This window comes from Halomonas dongshanensis (assembly GCF_024790395.1).
Taxonomy (GTDB): domain Bacteria; phylum Pseudomonadota; class Gammaproteobacteria; order Pseudomonadales; family Halomonadaceae; genus Vreelandella; species Vreelandella dongshanensis.
Map to the genome: position 1 here is coordinate 62,612 of NZ_JAJISC010000007.1, position 19,348 is coordinate 81,959.

Genomic DNA, 19,348 nt, shown 5'->3' on the forward strand with positions numbered 1-19,348 from the left:
ATGCTTCGCCGTGAACTGCCGCTCGATGCGCGCGAAGGGCGAGTGCTGCGGTTTGCCCAGGGGCGTTTGGCACCGGCGCCGCCACAAGAGGGTGAGCCGCTTTCGCCGCTGCAGCCCTGGCAAGCCTGGGATGACGACGTGCAGCCGCTGTGCTATTGGCAGGATGAGCCGGTTGGACTGCGCATCGATGCCGAGCCGGGCGATGAGTGGTGGGGTGGGCGTCAATGGATCGCCGAACTGCCGGGAAGCTGGTTCGCGCTGATCTCCACCGCGCTTCAGGTCAGCGGCTGGCTGGAAAACCACCGCTTTTGCGGGCGCTGCGGCGCCAAGGCGACGCGCTTGGCCCACGAGTTCGCCATGCACTGCGACGCCTGCGGGCATCGCAATTACCCGCGTATCTCGCCCTGCATCATTACGCTGGTGACGGCGGGTGAGGCAATGCTGCTGGCGCGAAGTCCGCGCTATCCGCCGGGGCGCTACTCTACGCTTGCTGGGTTTATCGAGCCGGGTGAGTCCGCCGAAGAGGCCGTCCATCGTGAGGTGTTCGAGGAGGTGGGCGTACACGTCGACCAGCTGCGTTACTTTCAGAGCCAGCCCTGGCCCTTTCCGCACTCGTTGATGATCGGCTTTTTCGCCGAAGCCACGAGCAAGCGCATTCGCATCGATGGGGTGGAGATAGCCGATGCTGCCTGGTTCTCACCACGTAAGCTCCCGGCACTGCCGCCACCGTACTCCATCGCGCGCGCCCTGATCGAGGATCATCTCGCGCGCTGGCAGGCCTGATCGGTGTGATTAGCCGCGGTCGAACAGGCTGCTGAGCTTGGTAGCTAGCATGATGTTGCCGGTAGCCTTTAGCTTGCCGGTCATGAAAGCGGTCATACCGTTGATGTCGCCGCTCATGATGCCTTTGAGCGTCTCGCTGCTCATCGACAGGCTAACGGAAGGGTCGTCGTGCTCGCCCTCGTGTACGCCGAGCGTGCCATCCTGAATATCGAGATAGTGGCTGCCAGCGTCGGAGAAGTGGAACTGAAAGACCTCGTGCATACCTTGTGCGGCCTGGGGATTGAACCGCGCTTGCAGTTTCTCGAGGGTGGTCGCCATGATAGAGCTCTCTTAAGAATTCGCTTAAAGCGCTAACGCTACCTTAGCTGCGCCCACGAATAAAGCGGATTCCCCGTTTGTTGCGTAGTGGCTGCGTACTTTTTTGCTTATTTTTCATCCATTAACCGGGCAAGGAGAATGCCGTGGGAGACTGGTTGGCCGATCTGGCCCTTTTCATCGTGCAGGCGGTGATTTTCGTGGTACTGGCAGGTATCGTGCTGGCGCTGGTGCTGCGCCGTCAGCGCGGGGAGTCGCACACCGCACGCAAGCTGCAGGTCGAGCCGCTGCATCGGCGCCGCCGCCAACGGCGTCGGCGGCTTGCCTTGACAACGCTTTCGCCCGCTGCGCGTAAGCGCCAAATCAAGGCGTTTCGCCGCGAAGACAAACGTGAGAAGAAAAGCGCAGCGCCTGAGGGCGAGAACACGAACGGCGCGCCTGGACGCGTCTGGGTGCTCGATTTTCATGGTGACATCAAGGCCTCGGGAACGCAGGCCTTCGCCGAAGAGATCTCTGCCGTGCTCGACGTGGCCAAGCCCGACGATGAAGTCGTCGTGCGCCTGGAGTCTCCCGGCGGGCTGGTTCATGCCTACGGTCTTGCGGCCGCGCAAATGGATCGCCTGCGCGCCGCCGCACTCAAAACCACCGTATGCGTCGATAAGGTAGCCGCAAGCGGCGGCTATATGATGGCTTGCAGCGCCGAGCGCATCGTCGCGGCGCCTTTTGCGGTGATTGGCTCCATTGGCGTAGTGGCCCAGGTGCCTAACGTCCATCGTCTGCTCAAGCGCCATGATGTCGATGTCGAACTGCTCACGGCGGGCAAGTACAAACGCACCCTCACGGTGCTAGGCGAAAATACCGAAGAGGGGCGGGTCAAGTTCGTCGAAGATCTCGAAAACACCCACCGCCTCTTCAAGGCTTACGTTGGCGAGCGGCGCCCGGCGCTGGATATCGAGCGCATCGCGACCGGTGAGATCTGGTACGGCAGCGAAGCTTTGGGCGAGCAGCTCATTGATGAAGTGGGTACCAGCGAGGCGTACCTCAACCGGCGCATGGACGAGAGTGAAGTCTTCTCCGTGCGTTTGGAGCCGCGCAAGGGCATGGGGCAGCGCCTTGGGCGAGCGATCTCGGCAGGCGTCGAGCACGCCGTTACTCGCGCGCTGGACGTTGCCGACGCGACGCGCTGGCTGCAGCGCTAGTACGCCGATGTACCGATACGATCGTTAGGAGCGTGGCCTCAGGCTGCGAAATGTTGCGCTAGGGCGGTGATCACTGCTCTGGCGCTTTCGCTTTGTAGCGAATAATAGATGGTCTGCGATTCGCGGCGAGTCGTCACCAGGCCATCCCGGCGAAGCAGGGCCAGATGCTGCGAAAGCGCCGACTGGCTTAGGGCAAGCTCGTTGTTTATTTGAGTGACTGACAACTCCTGCTGCGCCAGCAGGCAGAGAATTTGTAGGCGTTTAGCGTTGGCCAAGGCTTTTAGAAGCTGCGAGCCAGCCTCCAGGGCGTGGCCTTGTTGATCGAGTAAGCGCTGCGCGGCGTGCTCTGAAGCAGGCATGGTAGGTTGTCTCCGAACCTCGGCGGTGAGCCTCTTGGGCTCTAAGACCGCATCGTTATTGGCAATGTTGTTGGGGTTATCGCTGTTAAGACATACTGGCAGAAACGCAGATAGCGGTTGTCGTTGTTAGGTATGCCATTCGTGGTTCAACCATCGTTAATTTAGCGATTCTAGTCTATAGCCAAAAGGTCGTCTGCCAACGCTTAATCCATGGTCGCAGGGTGCTTCCCCACCATTTGATCTACAGTATCGGCAACTACATTGTCGACAAACGCTAACGGCCACCGTTAGCGGTACCCGCTAACAGCAACAACAATAAGGCAGCTCTCATGGACCGTTATCACACGCTCTATCGCGCCTCCATCGATACGCCTGAGGCTTTCTGGGCCGAACAGGCCAAACGCATCCCTTGGCTACGCCCGCCCTCGATCACTCTGACTTATGATGAGCTAGGACACGCCCGCTGGTTCGGCGACGGTGAACTCAATATCTGCCATGCGGCACTCGATCATCATGTAGAGCAAGGGCGCGGTGAGCAAGCCGCATTGCACTGGGACTCCTCCGTCACCGATGCTCGCGCTACCTTGAGCTATCGCCAACTGCGCGATCGCGTCGCGCATGTCGCCGGTGCATTGGCGCAGTTGGGGGTGGAGAAGGGGGATCGGGTCGTGATCTATATGCCTATGATCCCCGAGGCATTGATCGCCATGTACGCCTGCGCGCGTCTTGGCGCGGTGCACTCGGTGGTGTTCGGTGGCTTCGCGCCCCATGAGCTTGCCGTACGTATCGACGACGCCGAACCCAAGGTATTGCTGACCGCCTCGTGCGGCATCGAAGTCACCACCGTATTGCCGTACAAGCCGCTGGTAGATGAGGCCATTGCCCAGAGCCAACATAAGCCGAACGCCTGCGTGGTATTGCAGCGCGAAGCATGCCTTGCAACGCTCGGTGAGAACGATCTGGACTGGATGACGCTCGAGCGAAGCGCTCCCTTTGCCGAGTGTGTTGCCGTCAAGGCCACCGACCCGCTTTACGTGCTCTACACCTCTGGTACCACGGGCAAACCCAAAGGGGTGATGCGCGATACCGGCGGTTACGCCGTGGCGCTGGCGTTCTCGATGGCGACGATCTATGCCCTTGAGGCGGGGGATGTGATGTTCACCGCCTCGGATGTGGGCTGGGTGGTGGGGCATTCCTACATCGTTTATGGGCCGCTACTGCATGGTTGCACCACGGTGATGTACGAAGGCAAGCCGGTAAAAACGCCCGATGCAGGCAGCTTCTGGCGATTGATCGAACGCTATGGGGTCAAGAGCTTTTTTAGCGCGCCCACGGCCTTTCGCGCGATCAAGAAGGAGGACCCGGAGGCGAAGTGGCTCAAAGCCTTCGATCTCAGCTCGCTCAAGCATGTGTTCGTGGCGGGAGAGCGCTTGGATCCGCCGACCTTCCATTGGCTAGACGATCTGCTCGACGTGCCGGTGATCGATCACTGGTGGCAAACCGAAACCGGGTGGCCGGTCGCTGCCAATATGGTAGGCGTCGAGCCCATGGCAACCAAAGCCGGTTCGGCGAGCGTGCCGGTACCAGGGTTCAACGTTCAGGTCGTCGACCGCGACGGTGAACAGGTTCCGCCCATGACCCAGGGAAGCATAGTCATCAAGCAGCCATTGCCGCCAGGCTGTCTGAGCGGTATTTGGCGTGATCCGCAGCGCTTTCATGCCGCTTATATGGCAGCGTTTCCCGGCTACTACCTCACCGGCGATGGTGGCTACGTCGACCCAGACGGTTATCTGTTCATCATGGGGCGAACCGACGATGTCATCAACGTAGCCGGGCATCGGCTCTCGACTGGTGAAATGGAGGAGGTATTGGGGAGCCATCCGGCTGTTGCCGAGTGCGCGGTGATTGGTATTCATGACGAACTCAAAGGGCAGCTTCCCGTGGGACTCGTGATCACTAAGGATGGCTTCGCGGGTGACGAAACCTCACTTGAGGCAGAACTCGTCGCCCAGGTACGCCAGCGTATCGGGCCCGTTGCCTGCTTCAAGCAGGTCCTGGTGGTCGAACGCCTACCCAAAACGCGCTCGGGGAAGATACTGCGTAAGCTGTTGCGCACCATCGCCGACGGTAAACCCTACCGCGTACCCTCGACCATCGACGATCCGACCAGCCTCGACGATATGCAGCAGCTTATGAGCGAACGCGCCGTCGGACTTGCCGATCGCGCTCTGCGCGAAGACTGATCCAAACGGACGGGTAGCGCCGCCGCGGCTTTTCTTGCCTGGCTTTTTTTAGCCGTGCAAAAGCGTATAATGCGCACCGAACTGCGGCGGCCTTGGCTGCTCATCTCCAACGAGGGTTCCCTAACCCCTCGCTCAACACCCTGATCAAGCGTGATCATAAAAAGGCCCGTATCTATGTTTGCCCTTACCCCGATGCAGCGTCAGCGCTGCCTGCTGATGCTCGTCAGCTTCCATATCGCGATCATCGCGGCCAGTAACTATCTCGTTCAGTTGCCCTTTACCCTATTTGGTTTTCATACCACCTGGGGGGCGTTCAGCTTTCCTTTCATCTTCTTGGCTACCGATTTGACCGTGCGGCTGTTCGGCAAGGAGCAGGCGCGGGCGATCATCTTTCGCGTCATGCTGCCAGCGCTGCTGGTGTCCTACGTCGTTTCTGTGGTGTTTCCCCGCGGCAGCTTCGCCGGGATCGAGGCGTTGGGCGAATGGAATACTTTCGTTGCCCGCATCGCCTTGGCGAGCTTTTTGGCGTATGTGGTGGGTCAGCTTCTCGATGTGCAGGTATTCGATCGGCTGCGTCGACTGGCGTGGTGGATTGCGCCGCTGTGCTCGACCGTTCTGGGTAACTTTGCCGATACGCTGGCGTTTTTCGCCACTGCGTTTCACCACAGCCCCGACCCCTTTATGGCCGCGCACTGGATGGAGATCGCGCTGATCGACTACGCCATCAAGCTCGCGATCAGCCTTCTGTTCTTCTTGCCGCTCTATGGACTGTTGCTGGCCTGGCTGACGCGGCGGATGGTGGCCTGGACGGGGCAGGACGATGCTGTTCCGCGCGCGGTATACTGACGCCTTCATTTGCGCCTTGAATCGGAGTCTTCATGAGCGATACCGCCTCTCTAACACTGCATGCCATCGATCTTCAAGACGAAGATGCCCAGGGCTTGCCGCTGTTGGTCATTCACGGGTTGATGGGCAGCGCCGACAACTGGCGCTCGCACCTGAAGCAGTGGCAGGGAGAGCGGCGCGTCATTGCCGTCGATCTACGCAACCACGGCCGTTCGCCACACGCCGAGGGCATGCGTTATGAGACCATGAGCGAAGACGTCATCGCGCTGCTCGATCGTTTGGGCCTCGAGCGCGTCCACGTCTTGGGCCACTCTATGGGCGGAAAGGTCGCCATGACGCTGGCGCGTATGGCGCCTGAGCGCGTGGCCTCGCTGATCGTCGCTGACATCGCTCCGGTGACCTATGGGCATGGCCACGACGATGTCTTTGCTGCCCTTGAGCGCGTGCGTGAAGGCAAACCGCGCAACCGCCGTGAAGCAGACGAACTCTTGGCCGAGCACGTCGATTCACGCGCCACGCGGCTCTTTCTGGCGACCAATCTGGTCAAAGGCGAATCGGGAGTACTTGCCCTGCGAGTAGGGCTCGACGAGATCAAAGCGGGCTACCCCGACATCATCGGCGAGCCAGATGGCGAAGGCGCCTACGAGGGCCCGACGCTGCTGCTACGTGGCGATGCCTCACACTACGTCACCAACGACATGCTTCCCGCCGTGCGCGCCATTCTTCCTCGCGTGCGCGTCGTTACCATCAAACAGGCTGGGCACTGGCTGCATGCCGATCAACCTGCAGCCTTTCAGCAGGCGGTATCGAGCTTCTTGGCCGCTCATTCCGCGTCCTAATCTGCGTGTACGATAAGTTTCAGATGATGCGTGGCCGGGTCGCGTAGAAAGCGACTGAGAATGCGGTAGGTATCCACATCGAAGCGCGCGTTCTCGGCATCGAGCGCGCGCGCATCGTCCAGGCTTTGTGCGCTGCCCAAATAGCACCAGTGATCGATGGCATGCCAGGCGGGCTGGGCAGCATTGGGGTGGTGCTCTTCGATGATCAAGCGGCCCTCCCAAGGCCAGGCGTGTATGCGCAGTTTTTCCAAGGCCGCCTTGGCGCGCTGGGTATGGTGGGTAAGGCTCTCTTCTCCGCAGCAGGCGCCGCGACACTTCTTGAGCTGATAGGCAAAGCAGCGACCGCGCTGGCGTTTTTCCAACCCTAAGACTTGCGGGCAGAGCTGCTCCTCTTCGGCAATCGCGCGCAGAGTGAGTTTGGCATCACGCGCATTGCGAAAAAGGCCGTAGACCTCGCCAGAAAGTGGCCTTGCCAAGGCGCTGCCGCCGACAAGTTGCGGCGCCTCATCCCCGTCAGGCCAGTGCCAGGTCGTGAGTTTGCCTTGACGCCGCAGTTGGCGATTCATAATCGGCATCAGTGTCTTGACCCGTTCGGCTTCACGCAGCTGAGCGCCGAGGTCGCCCGCCGTCTCCTCCCACTCTACGTGCTGCACCTGCTGGGCCAGACGCATCTCTTTTTCATCCTGGTGGTCGCGCTGGAAATGACCCATCACGCGCGTGCGCAAATTGACACTTTTGCCCACGTAGAGCGGTAGATGGTTATGCCCGTAGAGCAGATAGATGCCTGGCGTGGCGGGCAGGCGGTCGAGGTGTGCGCTATCCAGATGCGCGGGTAGGCTGCGATAGCGGCGCTCTTCGAGCAGCAGCGCCTCCCAGGCTGGCGGCGTATGCGCACCCTGCCAGCTTTGCCAGAGCGCCCATAGCGCTTTGACGTCGCTTTCGGCGCGGTGCTGGCGCGTATTGGTGAGCCCGTGACGAGCGAGCAATGCGCTCAGGCTGTGCTGGCGCTCGTTCGGGGTTAGCCGCCGAGAGAGCCGCAGCGTGCAGATCAGTTGAGTGCGGTAGTCAATGCCTGCCTGCTTGAAAGCGTTACGCAAAAAGGCGTAATCGAAGCGGGCGTTGTGCGCGACCAGCGGCGCATCCTCAAGCCAGGCATGAAGGTCGGTGGCGATCTGCCCAAACGTCGGCGCTTCTGCCACCAGCGCGTCAGTGATGCCGGTCAGCCGAGCGATGGTCGGCGGAATCTTGCATTCGGGCTGGATCAACGACGACCAGAGCGCCACGCACTGACCATCGACCACCTTCATTGCCGCAATCTCGGTGATGCGATCGCGCGTGCTGCGCGTGCCGGTGGTCTCTAGGTCGATGAAAACGAGCGGCGTCGAGGGCATTAGCGGGCGTGAGGATCGATGGCGAGTCGCGATAACGGTAAGGCGTCATCGACGATACCGGCGTCAACAAGATAGTCTTCGAAACGCTGGTAGCGCCGAGTGTCGACCGCTGCGGGAGCCAGTGCCATGCGGCGAAGGATATCGTCCCACGCCTGGGTGTTGGTCGGCGTATCGAGTACGGGGTGCGTGGCTACCATAAGCTCCCAGGCTTTTTGCGGGTGTTCGACGATCCATTGGCTGGCTTCTTCGATGGCAATCATGAAGCGCGCCCAGGTATCGGTTTGCCGTCCGGTCGCGTCGCTATTACCCAGTACGATCAGTCCATCGTGCACCGGGATGCCCAACTCGCTAAGGGTAACGACATGGTTGGTGATGCCTTCGTTTGCCAGCTGTTCCGGCAAAATCGGATAGAGGGCATCGGCAATGGCGTCGAGGCGCTCTTCACCGAGGGCTTGACCCGCCTCGAAGTGGACGTTTTCGGGGGCAATGTAGTCGTCTATTTGCTGCAGCGCCTCGGGCACCAGCGCTGGAATGACGATGTCGCGTCCTTCGCGAGTGGTAAATCCGTAGCGCAGCCCATATAGCGCATCCAGTGGTAACGTATCGCGATCGTCAGCGACGATCACCGCCGTGAGCGGCGTTTCGATCAGCGTGCCGATGCGCACGATGGGTACACCTTCATGAGCGTATAGGTGCAAAAGAGGCTGACGCGTAAGGGCAAGGTCGACCTCGCCATTGCTCAATAGCTTGATGGGAAGCGAGGGGTCGGCTGGCGTATGCAAGTGGACATCGAGCCCTTGGAGCGCATAGAGGCCCTTGGCCTCGGCAACGATCAATGCCGCGTGCTGAGGGCTTAGGTACCAATCCAGCATGACATTAAGCACACGCATCGGCGGCGGCACCAGAGGAACGGCAAGCGGAAGGCTTGGCGGCTCGACCACAGTAGGTTCGGCCAGCGGCAGCAGCGGTGGAAAGACCTCTACGCGGGTATTGAGCGAAGGCATGTTGAGTTCGGCTGGGTGATGCTCGCCGTTCGTTTCGCTGGTCGTTTCTGCTGTTGGGGAATTCAGCTCTTCGCTGGCGTTGGTCGTTACGCCAAAGGCGAGAAGGGCGGCCGTTACGATCAACGTCAGCGTCAGTCTTGAACATGCCGGGGAGTGCCGCATGCCGATTGCTCCGAAAACATTGACGGCGGAGTGTAGCCGGGTCGAATAAGCCTTGGCTAGCCCATCGCGTTGAGGCGACTGTCCGAACTATGTCGGTAAATGCCCCGCCAGCATGTAATAATAGAGGCGCATTGATGGAGACGTGGGGAGCTATGGATACACTTTATTCGCTGTTTTTGCTCGGCGGCTCGTTGATGGCAGTCAGTATACTGGCCAGCCGTCTTTCCAGCCTATTTGGCGTGCCGCTGCTGCTCATCTTCCTCGCACTGGGGATGCTGGCCGGCGAGCAGGGCGTGCTGGGCATACACTTCGATGACTACTCCATCGCCTTCATCATTGGCCACTTGGCGCTCGCCATGATCCTGCTGGACGGGGGGCTACGCACCCGGCTGAAAACCTTCCGGGTTGGCTTCAAACCTGCACTCTCCCTGGCCACTTTCGGCGTCTTCATCACCAGTGCCGTCGTGGGCCTGATCGCCATGTGGGTGTTCGATCTTACCCTCGTTCAAGGGTTGCTCGTGGGGGCCATCGTGGGTTCCACCGACGCGGCAGCGGTCTTCTCCATGCTCAGTGGGCAGGGCGTCAACCTCAATGAGCGCGTGGGGGCGACGCTCGAGATCGAGTCGGGCACCAACGACCCGATGGCGATCTTCTTGACGCTGATGCTGGTCGAGCTCTTGGTCGGTCAGATAGGCGGTGTGCTGGAAACGCTGCTGTTTTTGGTGTCGCAGTTCGGTATTGGTTTGCTCGTAGGTTTGGGTGGCGGCTGGCTGGGAGCGAAGCTACTGCGCTGGCTCGATTTGGCGCCCGGCCTCTACTCGATGTTGGCACTGGGAATTGGCTTTAGCGTCTTCGGCGCAACCAGCGTCTTGGGCGGCAGCGGTTTTCTGGCGATTTACCTCACGGGGCTGATGATCGGTAACCAGCCCGGCCGCCACCTTAATTTCATTTTGCCGGTACACGATGGTTTGGCTTGGTTGAGTCAAATTGGCTTGTTCTTGGTACTTGGCCTTCTGGTAAGCCCGCGTGAGCTGTGGCAAGTCGCGGTTCCCGCCGCCATCGTTGCTCTGGCGCTAATCTTCATTGCAAGGCCCTTGGCCGTGCTCATCACTATCAAGCCGTTTTTCAAGTTTCGCTGGCGCGAAACGGCGTTCATTTCGTGGGTGGGGCTGCGGGGGGCGGTACCCATTGTGCTGGCGATCTTTCCGGTCATCGGTGGGGTGGAGAATGCCTCGCTCTACTTCAACGTTGCCTTTGCCGTCGTACTCATGTCGCTACTGATCCAAGGCGGAACGCTAAGCTGGATGGCGCGCCTGCTCAAGGTCGAGGTGCCCGTAGGCACCAAGCCCAATCAGCGCGGGCCGCTGGGGATACTGCCGGAAAACGATTTCGAGATGTTCGTGTATAAAGTGGAGAACCAGGATCTCGAAGACGCGCCAATCCGTCTATTGCGCTTCCCCTCGGGGGCACTCATCTCGGCGCTCTTTCGTAACCATGTCATGCTGCACCCCAAAGGCAGTACCCGGCTCAAGCTTGGCGACACCATCTGCGTGATCGGCCGCTCCGCCGATCTGGGGGCGCTGAACCGACTGTTCAATGGCGATGCCAAGCTCAAACAAGAGCAGGCATTCTTCGGCACCTTCACTCTCGACGGTAAAGCCAAGATGAAAGAGGTAGCGCAAGCCTACGGCCTGACGCTGAGTTCCGGCGAGCAGGACATGACCCTAGCTGAGTTTCTCTCCCTGCGCGTAGGCGGGCACCCGGTGGTCGGTGACGATGTCGATTGGCACGGCATTCAATGGGTCGTGAGCGATATGGAGGGCAATGAGATCACCCGCGTAGGCCTGCGTCTTTATTGAGAGAAGCTTGCGTAGATTGAAAGCCAAAGGTGTTGACTTCAAAAGGAAAGGTGTTAATATACGCACCCACAAGCCGGAGGGATGGCAGAGCGGTTGAATGCACCGGTCTTGAAAACCGGCATAGGTTAATAGCCTATCCAGGGTTCGAATCCCTGTCCCTCCGCCACTTGGATTTCGAAAAGGGCCTTATCTTTGATGAGGCCCTTTTTTTGTTATATTTTGTACATCGGTGAACCAATTTCTTCCCGTATAGCCATAGGGTTATGTATTCCGCGAGGAGAGTGGCCATGGAACATGTAGACCATTGTAAAAAGTGCGGTAAAGAAATCATCACGGAAGATAATGATGACAAGAAAAATGAACAGCATCCTCATGAGGAGATATGTGATACCTGCGGTGCAGAAGTGCACGATGACAAGGATCACCCTGAGTTCGAGGTCGATGGCAAAGATGACACCGAGCATCCGGTAGAGAAGGGCTTGCGTAAGGTCACCGATGCGATCACGGGTGACAAGAAGAAGATCTAATGTTTCGTGCCGAACCTAGGCGTGAGAGCGGGCATAGCAACATGTCCGCTCTTTTACGTTTGTACGCAGGGTAATAGGAGGGGGATATGGAGCGTGTTTACGCTTTGAATGATCGTGACGGTAGCGTGGTGTACCGCCTTCCTGGTCATCGTTTCGAGGATGGGCGCGAGGATAGCGATTTATCGCCCATCTGGCTGCCAGGGGATCCTAAGGACTTACCTGAAGGGGTCGATATCGACGATCTACGCAAAGTGACCGTCGATAAATAAGCCAACATTCCTTGATGTGATTGAAGTAGTGGTATCACCCGCTTTCCGTTAAGCTGCCCTCCATTTTCGTATCGAGGATATGGGTATGCGACGTCTCTTCGGGCTGATAGTGATGGGGCTCTTGGCGCTTGGTGTTGCGGGCTGCTCAGAACCCAAGATCGATACCAGCTCCATGCCAACGACCATCGTCTCCATCGAGGAAGTGCGTGCTGCGCTTTCTGAAGAGCGTCGTAGCGCCTTTGATCACGCACTGGCGATTATCAATCTCTCCGCTTTCGAGGGGTTTGATGCGCTTAGGCCAAATCGCATGAACGTGGTACAGCTGGCCGAATCGGCCAATATGCAGATTAATGGTTTGACCGGCGAAGAAGTCATTAGCCGCGCTGAAGGCGTCATGCGACAGCGCCTTTCGCGTGAGCGCCAGGAGTCGCTACGCACGTTGGAGCGTTTAAAAGAGAAGGCGACCCGCGCCGATCACGATCTTCAAGCGCGAAGCCGCTTCGTCATCGACGAGGCAGCCTACTATGTTAGCCGTAGCCCTTACGGTGCCCGTGAGCCTGTCATCGATATCAGCGTCTCCAACCAGACCGACCGCATCATTACTCAAGTTCAGCTGCGTGGCGTCTTAACCAGTGAGGGGCGCCCTTTACCGTGGGTGGATACCTCATTCTATTACGTCATCCCTGGCGGCCTGGCGCCTGGGGAAAGCGCCGAATGGAGCCTTGCCCCCAATCGTTTTGGCCCCTGGGGCGATTTGGAGATCCCCTCTAATGTGACGCTCGATATTTCGCTACTCGGGCTGCAGGGCGAGGATGGTCAACCGCTCTGGAATGCGCCTATGCTGACAGAGCAGGAAACCGAACGGTTAGCGCATTTAAGGGGGCTTTATACGGCAGAGCGTCTACTGGCCCCGAATACCGAAGACGACACTGACATAGCAAAAGGAGTTTGATGATGCAGAAAAGTTACACGGTAGGGACCATGAGGGCCGGAGCATTAGTGTTAATGGGCGCTTGGCTGGCAATGCCCGCTATCGCGTCAGACGACGGATCTTGCAGCAATGCCAACACGCAGGCGCAGATGAATACGTGCGCCGCTGAGGAGTACCAGCGCGCCGATGGGGCGCTGAATTCGGCCTACCGTGAGGTAATGGCGCGGCTAACGGATAATGCCCCTGCCCGGGCTAAATTACGCGCAGCACAACGGGCTTGGATAAGCTTTCGCGATGCGGAGTGCGCCTACGTGAGTTCGGCGACCGAAGGGGGAAGCGTACAGGCCATGGTTCGCAATCAATGCTTAACGCATATGACCAGCGAGCGAACGCAGACGTTGCAAGAGTTCGGGACGTGCGAAGAGGGAGATTTGAGCTGCGTTAGGCAGTAAAACATTCCAGCCCGCAGGAGCGGGCTGGAAGGGCTTGAAAAAGAGATCAAGCGCCGGTGTGCTTCAGATCGCTGCGGTAGACATAGCCGTCATGACGAAGGTCTAGATCGGCGACGCGATCGAGACCAGCAGACTTGGCCGCCTCTACTGTGATGCGACCGGAATCGTTAGTATCTAAGCGATCAAACGTCTGAAGCGCATCGAAGCCGACGTGACTGGCACCCTGCGACTGAGCAGAAGATTGCGGATACACGATACGGTTAGCTTCACCTGAACCGCGCTCGGCCATGGCGACGGTTGAGAAACAAGCGATGGCAAGAACGGCAACGGGTTTGAGCAGTTTCATGGCAATTTCCTTACGTGGTTGCTAGTAAGCGATCCTTGGCTGGTGCACTCGAATCGCTGAATACAAGACGATTTTAAGCATGCTAACATTCAATGAAAACTGCATTTATGCGCATAGACCGTTCGATTTTAACCAATGCTTGGGTTTTCACCCCAAGCATTGGCAGGGAAGCGCCTAGTTAATGACACCTTTACATCATCCGACTGCTACCAATACCTCGCATACAGTCGCCGTAACGCTCGCGGTCGCCCGTTTGTTCGCTGACTTGGCGACACTCCGCTGCGCGCGAGCTCGTAGCTGACCCCTGATTAGCGCAGCCAGCCAAAAAGGCCAGGGTAAAGACGGCCAAAGTGAGTTTTGCTATTGCTAGTCGTTTCACGTAACTCTCCTCAAACAAGGGCAAGGGGGATCCTGCACCTGTTAACAGCCAGATACAGCCAGGATCGAGCTAAACCCTAGCACACGCGCTTAGAGCTTACGAAAGCGGGGCAGATAGAAAGCGGCGTGCTAGGCTTGAAGGGGCAATGCCAGCAGGGAGTTTTGCTCCCTAACATCCAGCACCCTCGTTCAAGGAGAGAACTCCATGACCTATATCGTCTACCGTGTGGTACGTGAAACCGAAGAGATCGACTCCCAGCCCGAGTGGTGGGTCATAGATACCCGCGATGAAAACGAGCGCGAGGGTGAGTTAGTAGTCAAACGCTGTGCTACCAAGCCCGAGGCCGACGAGTTCGTCAATACCCTGAATAACGAAGCAGAGTAAGGCACGGCTGGCGTTTACCCTTTGCGGCGCATGCACTCACCATAGAGCTGCTTATCGCCATTGGTAAACGCCAGTTCACGGCATTCGGCTTGGGTAGTGGGCAGGCCCTCTTCGGTATCACCGCTGGGTGCCCAGCTGGTTTGCGATGCACAGCCTGAAAGTACGAGTAAAGCTAATAGAACGATAAAAATGCGCGAGAGTATCAAGTGTGTTGCTCCTGGTGGACTAAATGATGGGTGCCTAGGCCTCTGAATTAAAAGAACTGCAACGTGGTAGAGACTAGCACGCATACGACTTATCCCTTAGCTTCGCTGATCACCGGCCTTGAAAAGGCGTAGTACCTAAGAGCAGGACTGGTACATAAGTTAAATTTTAAGTGATAAGTGGTCAATAGCTGTACACGAGACTTAGGGTGAGCTAGTTTTGTTTATGACGCGACACGGAATGTTCGCATGGTCACGGAAGAGCCGCTCAGGATGGGCGAAGATGTCACGGAAAACGTGCGGTATTGACCCGTTGCCAGGGTTAATATCGAACGTACGACAGCACCTCCCTAAAGGCGCCCCAAGCTGGGCGCCTTTTCTTTGCGTCAAAATAGTACCCCCTTCCTATCATCAGTAGTGCGTAGAGATGCTATTCCTTGCGCGGATAGTGCGTTACTCTGCTTCGCGACATCGCTCGAATCGACGCGGCGTGAGGCCTAACGGCCACTTCGTTGAATCAACGTATAATTATTTGATTACGCTTGGTTGTGAAGGGCGATTACTGTATTCGATAGCAATAGTGAACTAGGCGCGAGCGGTTCTAGATATCAAGCTAGCCGACCGGCCATACCGAGGTCTCAGGCATGTTCAAAGGCATACTGCTCTGCTTTGCTGTTTTGGTAGTACAACTCGTATTGCTCAATGCCATCGATGCACGACAGCAAAAGGGTAGTCCTGATGTTCGGCCAACGGCATCGAATACTGCACTGATTCAGCGTCAAGACGACGAAGAGGAAGAAGCCTAGCCGCTATGCAAGCTGCCAGCGCCTTTGCCGCTTCAGTGGAACTTGATAGCCTTTATTTTGTCTGTTAGACACGATGTGAAACCATTTAGGGAGCATTGAAAGATGGCTTACAACGACTCGCACATTGCACGACACGACAGCCGTGGCGCTGTCAACGATGTTCGTGCCAACAAGGTGCTGCGTAATACTTACGCGCTTTTGGCCATGACCCTCCTGTTCTCTGCCCTAACGGCAGGTGCCGCCATGATGATGGGCGTGCAGCAGATGAACATCCTCATCTTCTTCGTTGGTGCCTACGGACTGATGTTCCTAGTGCACAAGACTGCCAATTCGGCAATGGGGCTGCTTGCCACCTTCGCTTTTACAGGTTTCATGGGCTTCACTCTAGGGCCGATTCTGTCTGCCTACCTGTCGCTGCCTAACGGCCCTGCTATCATCATGAATGCGCTGGCCATGACCGGTCTGACTTTCTTGGGCCTCTCGGCCGTGGCGCTAATGACCAAGAAAGATTTTGGTTTTCTCAGTAACTTCCTGTTCGCAGGTGCGATCGTATTAATTCTGGCCATGGTGGCAGGGCTGATATTCCAAATTCCTGCGCTGATGTTGATGGTGTCTGCTGGCTTCGTACTGTTCTCATCGGCAATGATCCTGTTCCAAACCAGTGAGATCGTTCATCGCGCCGGTGAGACCAACTACATTCTGGCCACGGTGACGCTCTACGTCTCCATCTACAACCTCTTCATCAGTCTGCTTTCACTGCTCGGTATCATGAGTAACGACTGATAGAGGTGGCATAACGGCAGTGGCACGTTCACTGTCGTTTCGAACGCAGACCCTTATAATAGGGTCTGTTTTTTTTTGGCTAAACAATGTGCAGTGTGCACATGGAGGAAGCGATGACGTATGGCTTGTTGGTGTTAGGGGCGCCCTACAGCGCTCAAGCGCCGCACTCGGCGCTTCGCTTTGCCCATGCGCTGTTGGCTCGTGGTCATACGCTTCTGGGCGTGTTCTTTTATCAGGATGGCGTACACAATGCCTCGCAGCTAATGGCGCCGCCGCAAGACGAACTCAACATGCGCGATGCCTGGGTAGCGCTACACCGCGAACACGCCGTGGCGCTGGATGTATGTATTGCCGCAGCGCTTCGTCGTGGGGTCGTCGACGAAAGCGAAGCACATCGTCACGGCTTGGCTAGCCATAATATCGAGGCGCCGTTCGAGCTTACGGGGCTAGGGCAATTGTTCGAACTACGCGCCCGCTGTGACCGCTTGATGACCTTTGCAGGTTGAGGAGAGGAAATGACGGATAGTGTGTTGATCATCATTCGACATGCCCCACATGACGGTAATCGCTTGCGCGAAGCCCTCGATGTAGCCCTGGTAGGCGCTGCGTTTGGAAAATCTGTGCGTCTGCTCTTTCTTGGCCAGGGGGTAGTAGCGCTATTGAAGGGGCAGGGCCCTGGCGCGCCGGGGCAAAAGGCGACGCTGCCGATCATCGATATGTTAGACATGTACGATATAGAGTCGCTGCTGGTAGTGGATGAAGAGTTATCGCAGCTTGGTTTGAGCCAAGATCAATTGGCTGCTCATGTCGAGGTCGTAGCAAAAGCCCACGTCCCTTCCATCGTGCGTAGCACCGCGTCTGTGTTCACTTTTTGAGAGACACCATGATCGTTCATACCCTAAACAAGCCACCCAGCATGCCCGCTGCTCAGCAAGCGCTTGCGGCATTGGGTGAAAAGGACGTGCTGGTACTGATCGAAGAGGGTGTACATGCCGTGCTGCATCCAAGCTGGAACGGCTGGCAACTAGGCGAACGCCTGGTGCTGCTGCAAGAAGACCTGGACGCTCGTGGTCTGGCGTCGCTTGCCCGTTCAAAAGCGCTGCCTAGCATAACAGTGGATGAGTTCGTTGCTTTAACCGTGAGTTGCGACAATATAATTGCATGGTATTGACGTATGTCATCTGAAATTTTATACCGTTATCTTGATTCGGATAACAAAATCCAGTTAGATCCCGAAGGCTATCTCGTCAATAGAGCCCAATGGTCAGAAGAGGTGGCAAAACTGCTCGCCGAAGACGAAGGCTTGACGTTAAGCGACGCGCATTGGGAGATTATACATCTCGTTCGTGGATTTTATCAGCGCTACGAAATGGCACCCGCGATGCGTCCATTAGTCAAAGCCGTACAGCAGCAGTTGGGAGAGGAGAAGGGTAAATCGGTGTACTTGATGTCACTCTTTCCGGGTAGCCCGCCCAAACGCGTTGCGCGCCTGGCAGGCTTGCCCAAGCCAACCAACTGCCTTTGAGCGTTTTTTCTCCCTCTGTTTTACCTTGCCGCTTCAAGCAATATCGCCACGGGTGCATACGGAAAGCACCGTGGCATCATTTTCGCTGATCGATACCAGGGCGTGGCCCATATCGCTATCGAAATAGATACTGTCGCCCTCGATGAGCTTTAGCGGCGAGTAGAATTCGGTATAGAGCAATATCTCACCGTAGAGCACGATGAGGAACTCCTCTCCATCGTGACGCACCCACTGTTGATACTCATCGAAGCTGCGTGCCTTGACGATGGTCTTGAAAGGGATCATGCGCTTTTGAGCCAGTTGATGGCCCAAAAGCTCGTGTTCGTAGGTGGGCGTAGGGTGAAGTTGGCCCTTACCTCGACGCGTTAGGTCGCGCCGCCCCATGGTGTAGCGCTCACGCTTAGGCGGGGTAAGCAGCTGGGGAAGATCAATATTCAGCCCGGTGATGAGTTTTTGCACCACGCTGAAGGTCGGCGATACTTGATCGTTCTCGATCTTGGAGAGGGTCGAGCGTGCAAGCCCCGTGCGCTGGCCGACCTCTTCGAGCGTCCACTGATTGGCCAGCCGTATCTGCTTGAGCCGCTCGCCAAGGCGTAGCGGTTCGACGAACGGTTTGCTTCCTGAGGCGATGCGAAGTGCAGCGTGCTCTTCTGAGGTTTGGGTCATAGGGGGCGACACGCAACTGGCGGCAAAAATGAACTTGGCATGGTATCACAGCGCTTGGCCAGGCGCCGTCGATGGTGCAACCGCTCAGCCAATGGCGGGCACCGGCTCAGCGCTGCCCTCTGGCGCGGGTGAGAAGGGCAGGCCCAGCAGTGCTTTGAGGTGGGCATCCACGCCGCGGCCCAGAGATTCCAGGTGATATCCACCTTCGAGCACCGAGACGAGACGATTTTCGGCGTAAAGCGCAGCAATCTCCGTGGCGCGCTGGGTGATCCAATAAAAGTCTTCGTCGTCCAGACAAATATCGCCCATCGGGTCGTCGCGGTGAGCATCAAAGCCTGCCGAAACCATCACCAGTTCGGGCTTGAAGCGATGGAGCGCAGGTAACCATTGGTGCTCGATAATACGCCGGTACTGCGCGCCTTGGGTACCAGCATCGAGCGGCGTGTTGACGACGTTGTGCCACTCGCTGCGCAAATAGCGCCAGGGGTAGAAGGGAAACTGGAAGCTCGTGCAGATAAGCGTGTTCGGGTCGTCCTTGAAGATGTCGATGGTGCCGTTGCACTGGTGGACATCGAAATCGAGAATGGCGATGCGCGTGATGCCATAGGTAGCGCGTGCATGCGCGGCCCCGACGGCGACGTTATTGTAAAAGCAAAACCCCATGGCTTCGCTTACTTCGGCGTGGTGGCCGGGTGGGCGAACGGCACAAAATACGTTGTCAGCTTGGCGGCGAAATACCTGATCGACGCCGCGCACCACGGCCCCGGCGGCTACGCGTGCGGCGTCCAGGCTATCCGGGTTCATCAGGGTGTCGCTATCCAGCATGACGATTCCCTCTGCGGGCCGGCATTTCGCCAATGCCCGCAGGTGGCGCGGCGAATGAACGCGGGCAAGCGCCTCATCGCATGCTATCTTGGCGTCACCCTGCATGGTTTGCTGCAATACGCCCGACAGCGAAAGCCGGGCGCGTATCGCTTCCAAACGTTCGGGTGACTCGGGATGCTCTGGCCCCATATGGTGCAATGCGCAGTGGGGATGAGTAAGGTAGGCAGTGATCATGCCGACACTCCTGATGGG

At 57.7% G+C, this 19,348-nt stretch carries 23 protein-coding genes, 1 tRNA gene and 1 pseudogene; 17 read left to right on the top strand and 8 right to left on the bottom strand.

Features of this window, described 5'->3' with window-relative positions; all coding sequences use genetic code 11:
* Nucleotides 1-783, top strand: a complete 783-nt coding sequence (nudC, locus tag LLY24_RS14710) for an NAD(+) diphosphatase (protein WP_259037220.1) — start codon at nucleotides 1-3, stop codon at nucleotides 781-783.
* A gap of 9 nt (nucleotides 784-792) precedes the next feature.
* On the opposite strand, the gene LLY24_RS14715 is transcribed toward nudC, so the two are convergent.
* On the bottom strand, nucleotides 793-1,101 hold the full coding sequence (locus LLY24_RS14715; protein WP_267135352.1) for an SCP2 sterol-binding domain-containing protein: 309 nt from the start codon (nucleotides 1,099-1,101) through the stop codon (nucleotides 793-795).
* Nucleotides 1,102-1,244: 143 nt separating this feature from the next.
* Between LLY24_RS14715 and sohB the strand changes: the two genes are divergently transcribed.
* A complete protein-coding gene (gene sohB, locus LLY24_RS14720; RefSeq protein WP_259037058.1) occupies nucleotides 1,245-2,297 on the top strand; it encodes a protease SohB in 1,053 nt (350 codons plus the stop codon).
* A 38-nt stretch (nucleotides 2,298-2,335) separates the two neighbouring features.
* Here the strand turns inward: sohB and LLY24_RS14725 are convergent, their stop codons facing one another.
* The gene (locus LLY24_RS14725; protein WP_259037059.1) at nucleotides 2,336-2,656 is read right to left on the bottom strand and encodes an ArsR/SmtB family transcription factor; all 321 of its coding nucleotides are present in this window, start codon (nucleotides 2,654-2,656) and stop codon (nucleotides 2,336-2,338) included.
* A gap of 308 nt (nucleotides 2,657-2,964) precedes the next feature.
* Here LLY24_RS14725 and LLY24_RS14730 point away from each other — a divergent pair.
* The 3 genes and pseudogenes from LLY24_RS14730 to LLY24_RS14740 all read left to right on the top strand — a co-directional run.
* Nucleotides 2,965-4,899 (top strand): annotated as a pseudogene (locus LLY24_RS14730) (propionyl-CoA synthetase); the annotation flags it as partial.
* A 174-nt stretch (nucleotides 4,900-5,073) separates the two neighbouring features.
* The gene (locus LLY24_RS14735) at nucleotides 5,074-5,745 is read left to right on the top strand and encodes a 7-cyano-7-deazaguanine/7-aminomethyl-7-deazaguanine transporter (protein WP_259037060.1); all 672 of its coding nucleotides are present in this window, start codon (nucleotides 5,074-5,076) and stop codon (nucleotides 5,743-5,745) included.
* A gap of 32 nt (nucleotides 5,746-5,777) precedes the next feature.
* Nucleotides 5,778-6,584 (top strand): alpha/beta fold hydrolase, encoded by an 807-nt coding sequence (locus tag LLY24_RS14740; protein WP_259037061.1) that lies wholly within the window; start codon nucleotides 5,778-5,780, stop codon nucleotides 6,582-6,584.
* Here the strand turns inward: LLY24_RS14740 and LLY24_RS14745 are convergent.
* Nucleotides 6,581-7,975, bottom strand: coding sequence for a 3'-5' exonuclease family protein (locus LLY24_RS14745; protein WP_259037062.1), 1,395 nt, complete (start codon nucleotides 7,973-7,975; stop codon nucleotides 6,581-6,583). The genes LLY24_RS14740 and LLY24_RS14745 overlap by 4 nt on opposite strands.
* Complete coding sequence (locus tag LLY24_RS14750) at nucleotides 7,975-9,141, bottom strand: ABC transporter substrate-binding protein (RefSeq protein ID WP_259037063.1); 1,167 nt, start codon at nucleotides 9,139-9,141, stop codon at nucleotides 7,975-7,977. Before LLY24_RS14750 ends, LLY24_RS14745 begins: the two co-directional genes overlap by 1 nt.
* 152 nt (nucleotides 9,142-9,293) lie before the next feature.
* On the opposite strand from LLY24_RS14750, the gene LLY24_RS14755 reads away from it, so the two are divergent.
* The 6 genes from LLY24_RS14755 to LLY24_RS14780 all read left to right on the top strand — a co-directional run bounded on the left by LLY24_RS14755 (nucleotide 9,294) and on the right by LLY24_RS14780 (nucleotide 13,179).
* Nucleotides 9,294-11,000 (top strand): potassium/proton antiporter, encoded by a 1,707-nt coding sequence (locus LLY24_RS14755; RefSeq protein ID WP_259037064.1) that lies wholly within the window; start codon nucleotides 9,294-9,296, stop codon nucleotides 10,998-11,000.
* Nucleotides 11,001-11,075: 75 nt separating this feature from the next.
* Nucleotides 11,076-11,166 (top strand) — tRNA-Ser (locus LLY24_RS14760).
* Between the two features lie 121 nt (nucleotides 11,167-11,287).
* Nucleotides 11,288-11,527 (top strand): hypothetical protein, encoded by a 240-nt coding sequence (locus tag LLY24_RS14765; RefSeq protein WP_259037065.1) that lies wholly within the window; start codon nucleotides 11,288-11,290, stop codon nucleotides 11,525-11,527.
* A gap of 86 nt (nucleotides 11,528-11,613) precedes the next feature.
* Nucleotides 11,614-11,796, top strand: a complete 183-nt coding sequence (locus LLY24_RS14770) for a hypothetical protein (RefSeq protein ID WP_259037066.1) — start codon at nucleotides 11,614-11,616, stop codon at nucleotides 11,794-11,796.
* An 85-nt stretch (nucleotides 11,797-11,881) separates the two neighbouring features.
* A complete protein-coding gene (locus LLY24_RS14775; protein ID WP_259037067.1) occupies nucleotides 11,882-12,748 on the top strand; it encodes a DUF6694 family lipoprotein in 867 nt (288 codons plus the stop codon).
* A 71-nt stretch (nucleotides 12,749-12,819) separates the two neighbouring features.
* Nucleotides 12,820-13,179 (top strand): lysozyme inhibitor LprI family protein, encoded by a 360-nt coding sequence (locus LLY24_RS14780; RefSeq protein ID WP_259037222.1) that lies wholly within the window; start codon nucleotides 12,820-12,822, stop codon nucleotides 13,177-13,179.
* A gap of 46 nt (nucleotides 13,180-13,225) precedes the next feature.
* Here the strand turns inward: LLY24_RS14780 and LLY24_RS14785 are convergent, their stop codons facing one another.
* Nucleotides 13,226-13,525 (bottom strand): hypothetical protein, encoded by a 300-nt coding sequence (locus LLY24_RS14785; RefSeq protein WP_259037068.1) that lies wholly within the window; start codon nucleotides 13,523-13,525, stop codon nucleotides 13,226-13,228.
* Nucleotides 13,526-14,108: 583 nt separating this feature from the next.
* Here LLY24_RS14785 and LLY24_RS14790 point away from each other — a divergent pair.
* Nucleotides 14,109-14,288, top strand: a complete 180-nt coding sequence (locus tag LLY24_RS14790) for a hypothetical protein (protein WP_259037069.1) — start codon at nucleotides 14,109-14,111, stop codon at nucleotides 14,286-14,288.
* Nucleotides 14,289-14,302: 14 nt separating this feature from the next.
* Here the strand turns inward: LLY24_RS14790 and LLY24_RS14795 are convergent, their stop codons facing one another.
* Nucleotides 14,303-14,494, bottom strand: coding sequence for a hypothetical protein (locus LLY24_RS14795; RefSeq protein ID WP_259037070.1), 192 nt, complete (start codon nucleotides 14,492-14,494; stop codon nucleotides 14,303-14,305).
* 905 nt (nucleotides 14,495-15,399) lie between these two features.
* Here LLY24_RS14795 and LLY24_RS14800 point away from each other — a divergent pair.
* From LLY24_RS14800 to LLY24_RS14820, 5 genes are all read left to right on the top strand, one after another.
* Nucleotides 15,400-16,080: a Bax inhibitor-1/YccA family protein gene (locus LLY24_RS14800; RefSeq protein ID WP_259037071.1), complete on the top strand. Its 681-nt coding sequence runs from the start codon at nucleotides 15,400-15,402 to the stop codon at nucleotides 16,078-16,080.
* Nucleotides 16,081-16,193: 113 nt separating this feature from the next.
* Nucleotides 16,194-16,586, top strand: coding sequence for a sulfurtransferase complex subunit TusD (tusD, locus tag LLY24_RS14805; protein WP_259037072.1), 393 nt, complete (start codon nucleotides 16,194-16,196; stop codon nucleotides 16,584-16,586).
* Between the two features lie 9 nt (nucleotides 16,587-16,595).
* Nucleotides 16,596-16,955: a DsrE family protein gene (locus tag LLY24_RS14810; protein WP_259037073.1), complete on the top strand. Its 360-nt coding sequence runs from the start codon at nucleotides 16,596-16,598 to the stop codon at nucleotides 16,953-16,955.
* Between the two features lie 8 nt (nucleotides 16,956-16,963).
* Nucleotides 16,964-17,251, top strand: a complete 288-nt coding sequence (locus LLY24_RS14815; protein ID WP_259037074.1) for a DsrH/TusB family sulfur relay protein — start codon at nucleotides 16,964-16,966, stop codon at nucleotides 17,249-17,251.
* A 3-nt stretch (nucleotides 17,252-17,254) separates the two neighbouring features.
* A complete protein-coding gene (locus tag LLY24_RS14820) occupies nucleotides 17,255-17,605 on the top strand; it encodes a TusE/DsrC/DsvC family sulfur relay protein (RefSeq protein ID WP_259037075.1) in 351 nt (116 codons plus the stop codon).
* 33 nt (nucleotides 17,606-17,638) lie between these two features.
* Here the strand turns inward: LLY24_RS14820 and LLY24_RS14825 are convergent, their stop codons facing one another.
* Together LLY24_RS14825 and LLY24_RS14830 are read right to left on the bottom strand one after the other, a co-directional pair.
* On the bottom strand, nucleotides 17,639-18,271 hold the full coding sequence (locus LLY24_RS14825) for a helix-turn-helix domain-containing protein (protein WP_259037076.1): 633 nt from the start codon (nucleotides 18,269-18,271) through the stop codon (nucleotides 17,639-17,641).
* Between the two features lie 84 nt (nucleotides 18,272-18,355).
* On the bottom strand, nucleotides 18,356-19,330 hold the full coding sequence (locus LLY24_RS14830; protein ID WP_259037077.1) for a histone deacetylase family protein: 975 nt from the start codon (nucleotides 19,328-19,330) through the stop codon (nucleotides 18,356-18,358).
* Between the last annotated feature and the right edge of the window lie 18 nt (nucleotides 19,331-19,348).

Coding starts and splice junctions, on each gene's coding strand:
- LLY24_RS14725 (WP_259037059.1), bottom strand. CDS start 2,656: ATGCCTGCTTCAGAGCACGCCGCGCAGCGCTTACTCGATCAACAAGGC.
- LLY24_RS14800 (WP_259037071.1), top strand. CDS start 15,400: ATGGCTTACAACGACTCGCACATTGCACGACACGACAGCCGTGGCGCT.
- LLY24_RS14780 (WP_259037222.1), top strand. CDS start 12,820: ATGCCCGCTATCGCGTCAGACGACGGATCTTGCAGCAATGCCAACACG.
- LLY24_RS14765 (WP_259037065.1), top strand. CDS start 11,288: ATGGAACATGTAGACCATTGTAAAAAGTGCGGTAAAGAAATCATCACG.
- LLY24_RS14750 (WP_259037063.1), bottom strand. CDS start 9,141: ATGCGGCACTCCCCGGCATGTTCAAGACTGACGCTGACGTTGATCGTA.
- nudC (WP_259037220.1), top strand. CDS start 1: ATGCTTCGCCGTGAACTGCCGCTCGATGCGCGCGAAGGGCGAGTGCTG.
- LLY24_RS14810 (WP_259037073.1), top strand. CDS start 16,596: ATGACGGATAGTGTGTTGATCATCATTCGACATGCCCCACATGACGGT.
- LLY24_RS14740 (WP_259037061.1), top strand. CDS start 5,778: ATGAGCGATACCGCCTCTCTAACACTGCATGCCATCGATCTTCAAGAC.
- LLY24_RS14815 (WP_259037074.1), top strand. CDS start 16,964: ATGATCGTTCATACCCTAAACAAGCCACCCAGCATGCCCGCTGCTCAG.
- LLY24_RS14785 (WP_259037068.1), bottom strand. CDS start 13,525: ATGAAACTGCTCAAACCCGTTGCCGTTCTTGCCATCGCTTGTTTCTCA.
- LLY24_RS14715 (WP_267135352.1), bottom strand. CDS start 1,101: ATGGCGACCACCCTCGAGAAACTGCAAGCGCGGTTCAATCCCCAGGCC.
- LLY24_RS14755 (WP_259037064.1), top strand. CDS start 9,294: ATGGATACACTTTATTCGCTGTTTTTGCTCGGCGGCTCGTTGATGGCA.
- LLY24_RS14820 (WP_259037075.1), top strand. CDS start 17,255: ATGTCATCTGAAATTTTATACCGTTATCTTGATTCGGATAACAAAATC.
- LLY24_RS14735 (WP_259037060.1), top strand. CDS start 5,074: ATGTTTGCCCTTACCCCGATGCAGCGTCAGCGCTGCCTGCTGATGCTC.
- LLY24_RS14775 (WP_259037067.1), top strand. CDS start 11,882: ATGCGACGTCTCTTCGGGCTGATAGTGATGGGGCTCTTGGCGCTTGGT.
- tusD (WP_259037072.1), top strand. CDS start 16,194: ATGACGTATGGCTTGTTGGTGTTAGGGGCGCCCTACAGCGCTCAAGCG.
- LLY24_RS14745 (WP_259037062.1), bottom strand. CDS start 7,975: ATGCCCTCGACGCCGCTCGTTTTCATCGACCTAGAGACCACCGGCACG.
- LLY24_RS14825 (WP_259037076.1), bottom strand. CDS start 18,271: ATGACCCAAACCTCAGAAGAGCACGCTGCACTTCGCATCGCCTCAGGA.
- LLY24_RS14830 (WP_259037077.1), bottom strand. CDS start 19,330: ATGATCACTGCCTACCTTACTCATCCCCACTGCGCATTGCACCATATG.
- LLY24_RS14770 (WP_259037066.1), top strand. CDS start 11,614: ATGGAGCGTGTTTACGCTTTGAATGATCGTGACGGTAGCGTGGTGTAC.
- LLY24_RS14790 (WP_259037069.1), top strand. CDS start 14,109: ATGACCTATATCGTCTACCGTGTGGTACGTGAAACCGAAGAGATCGAC.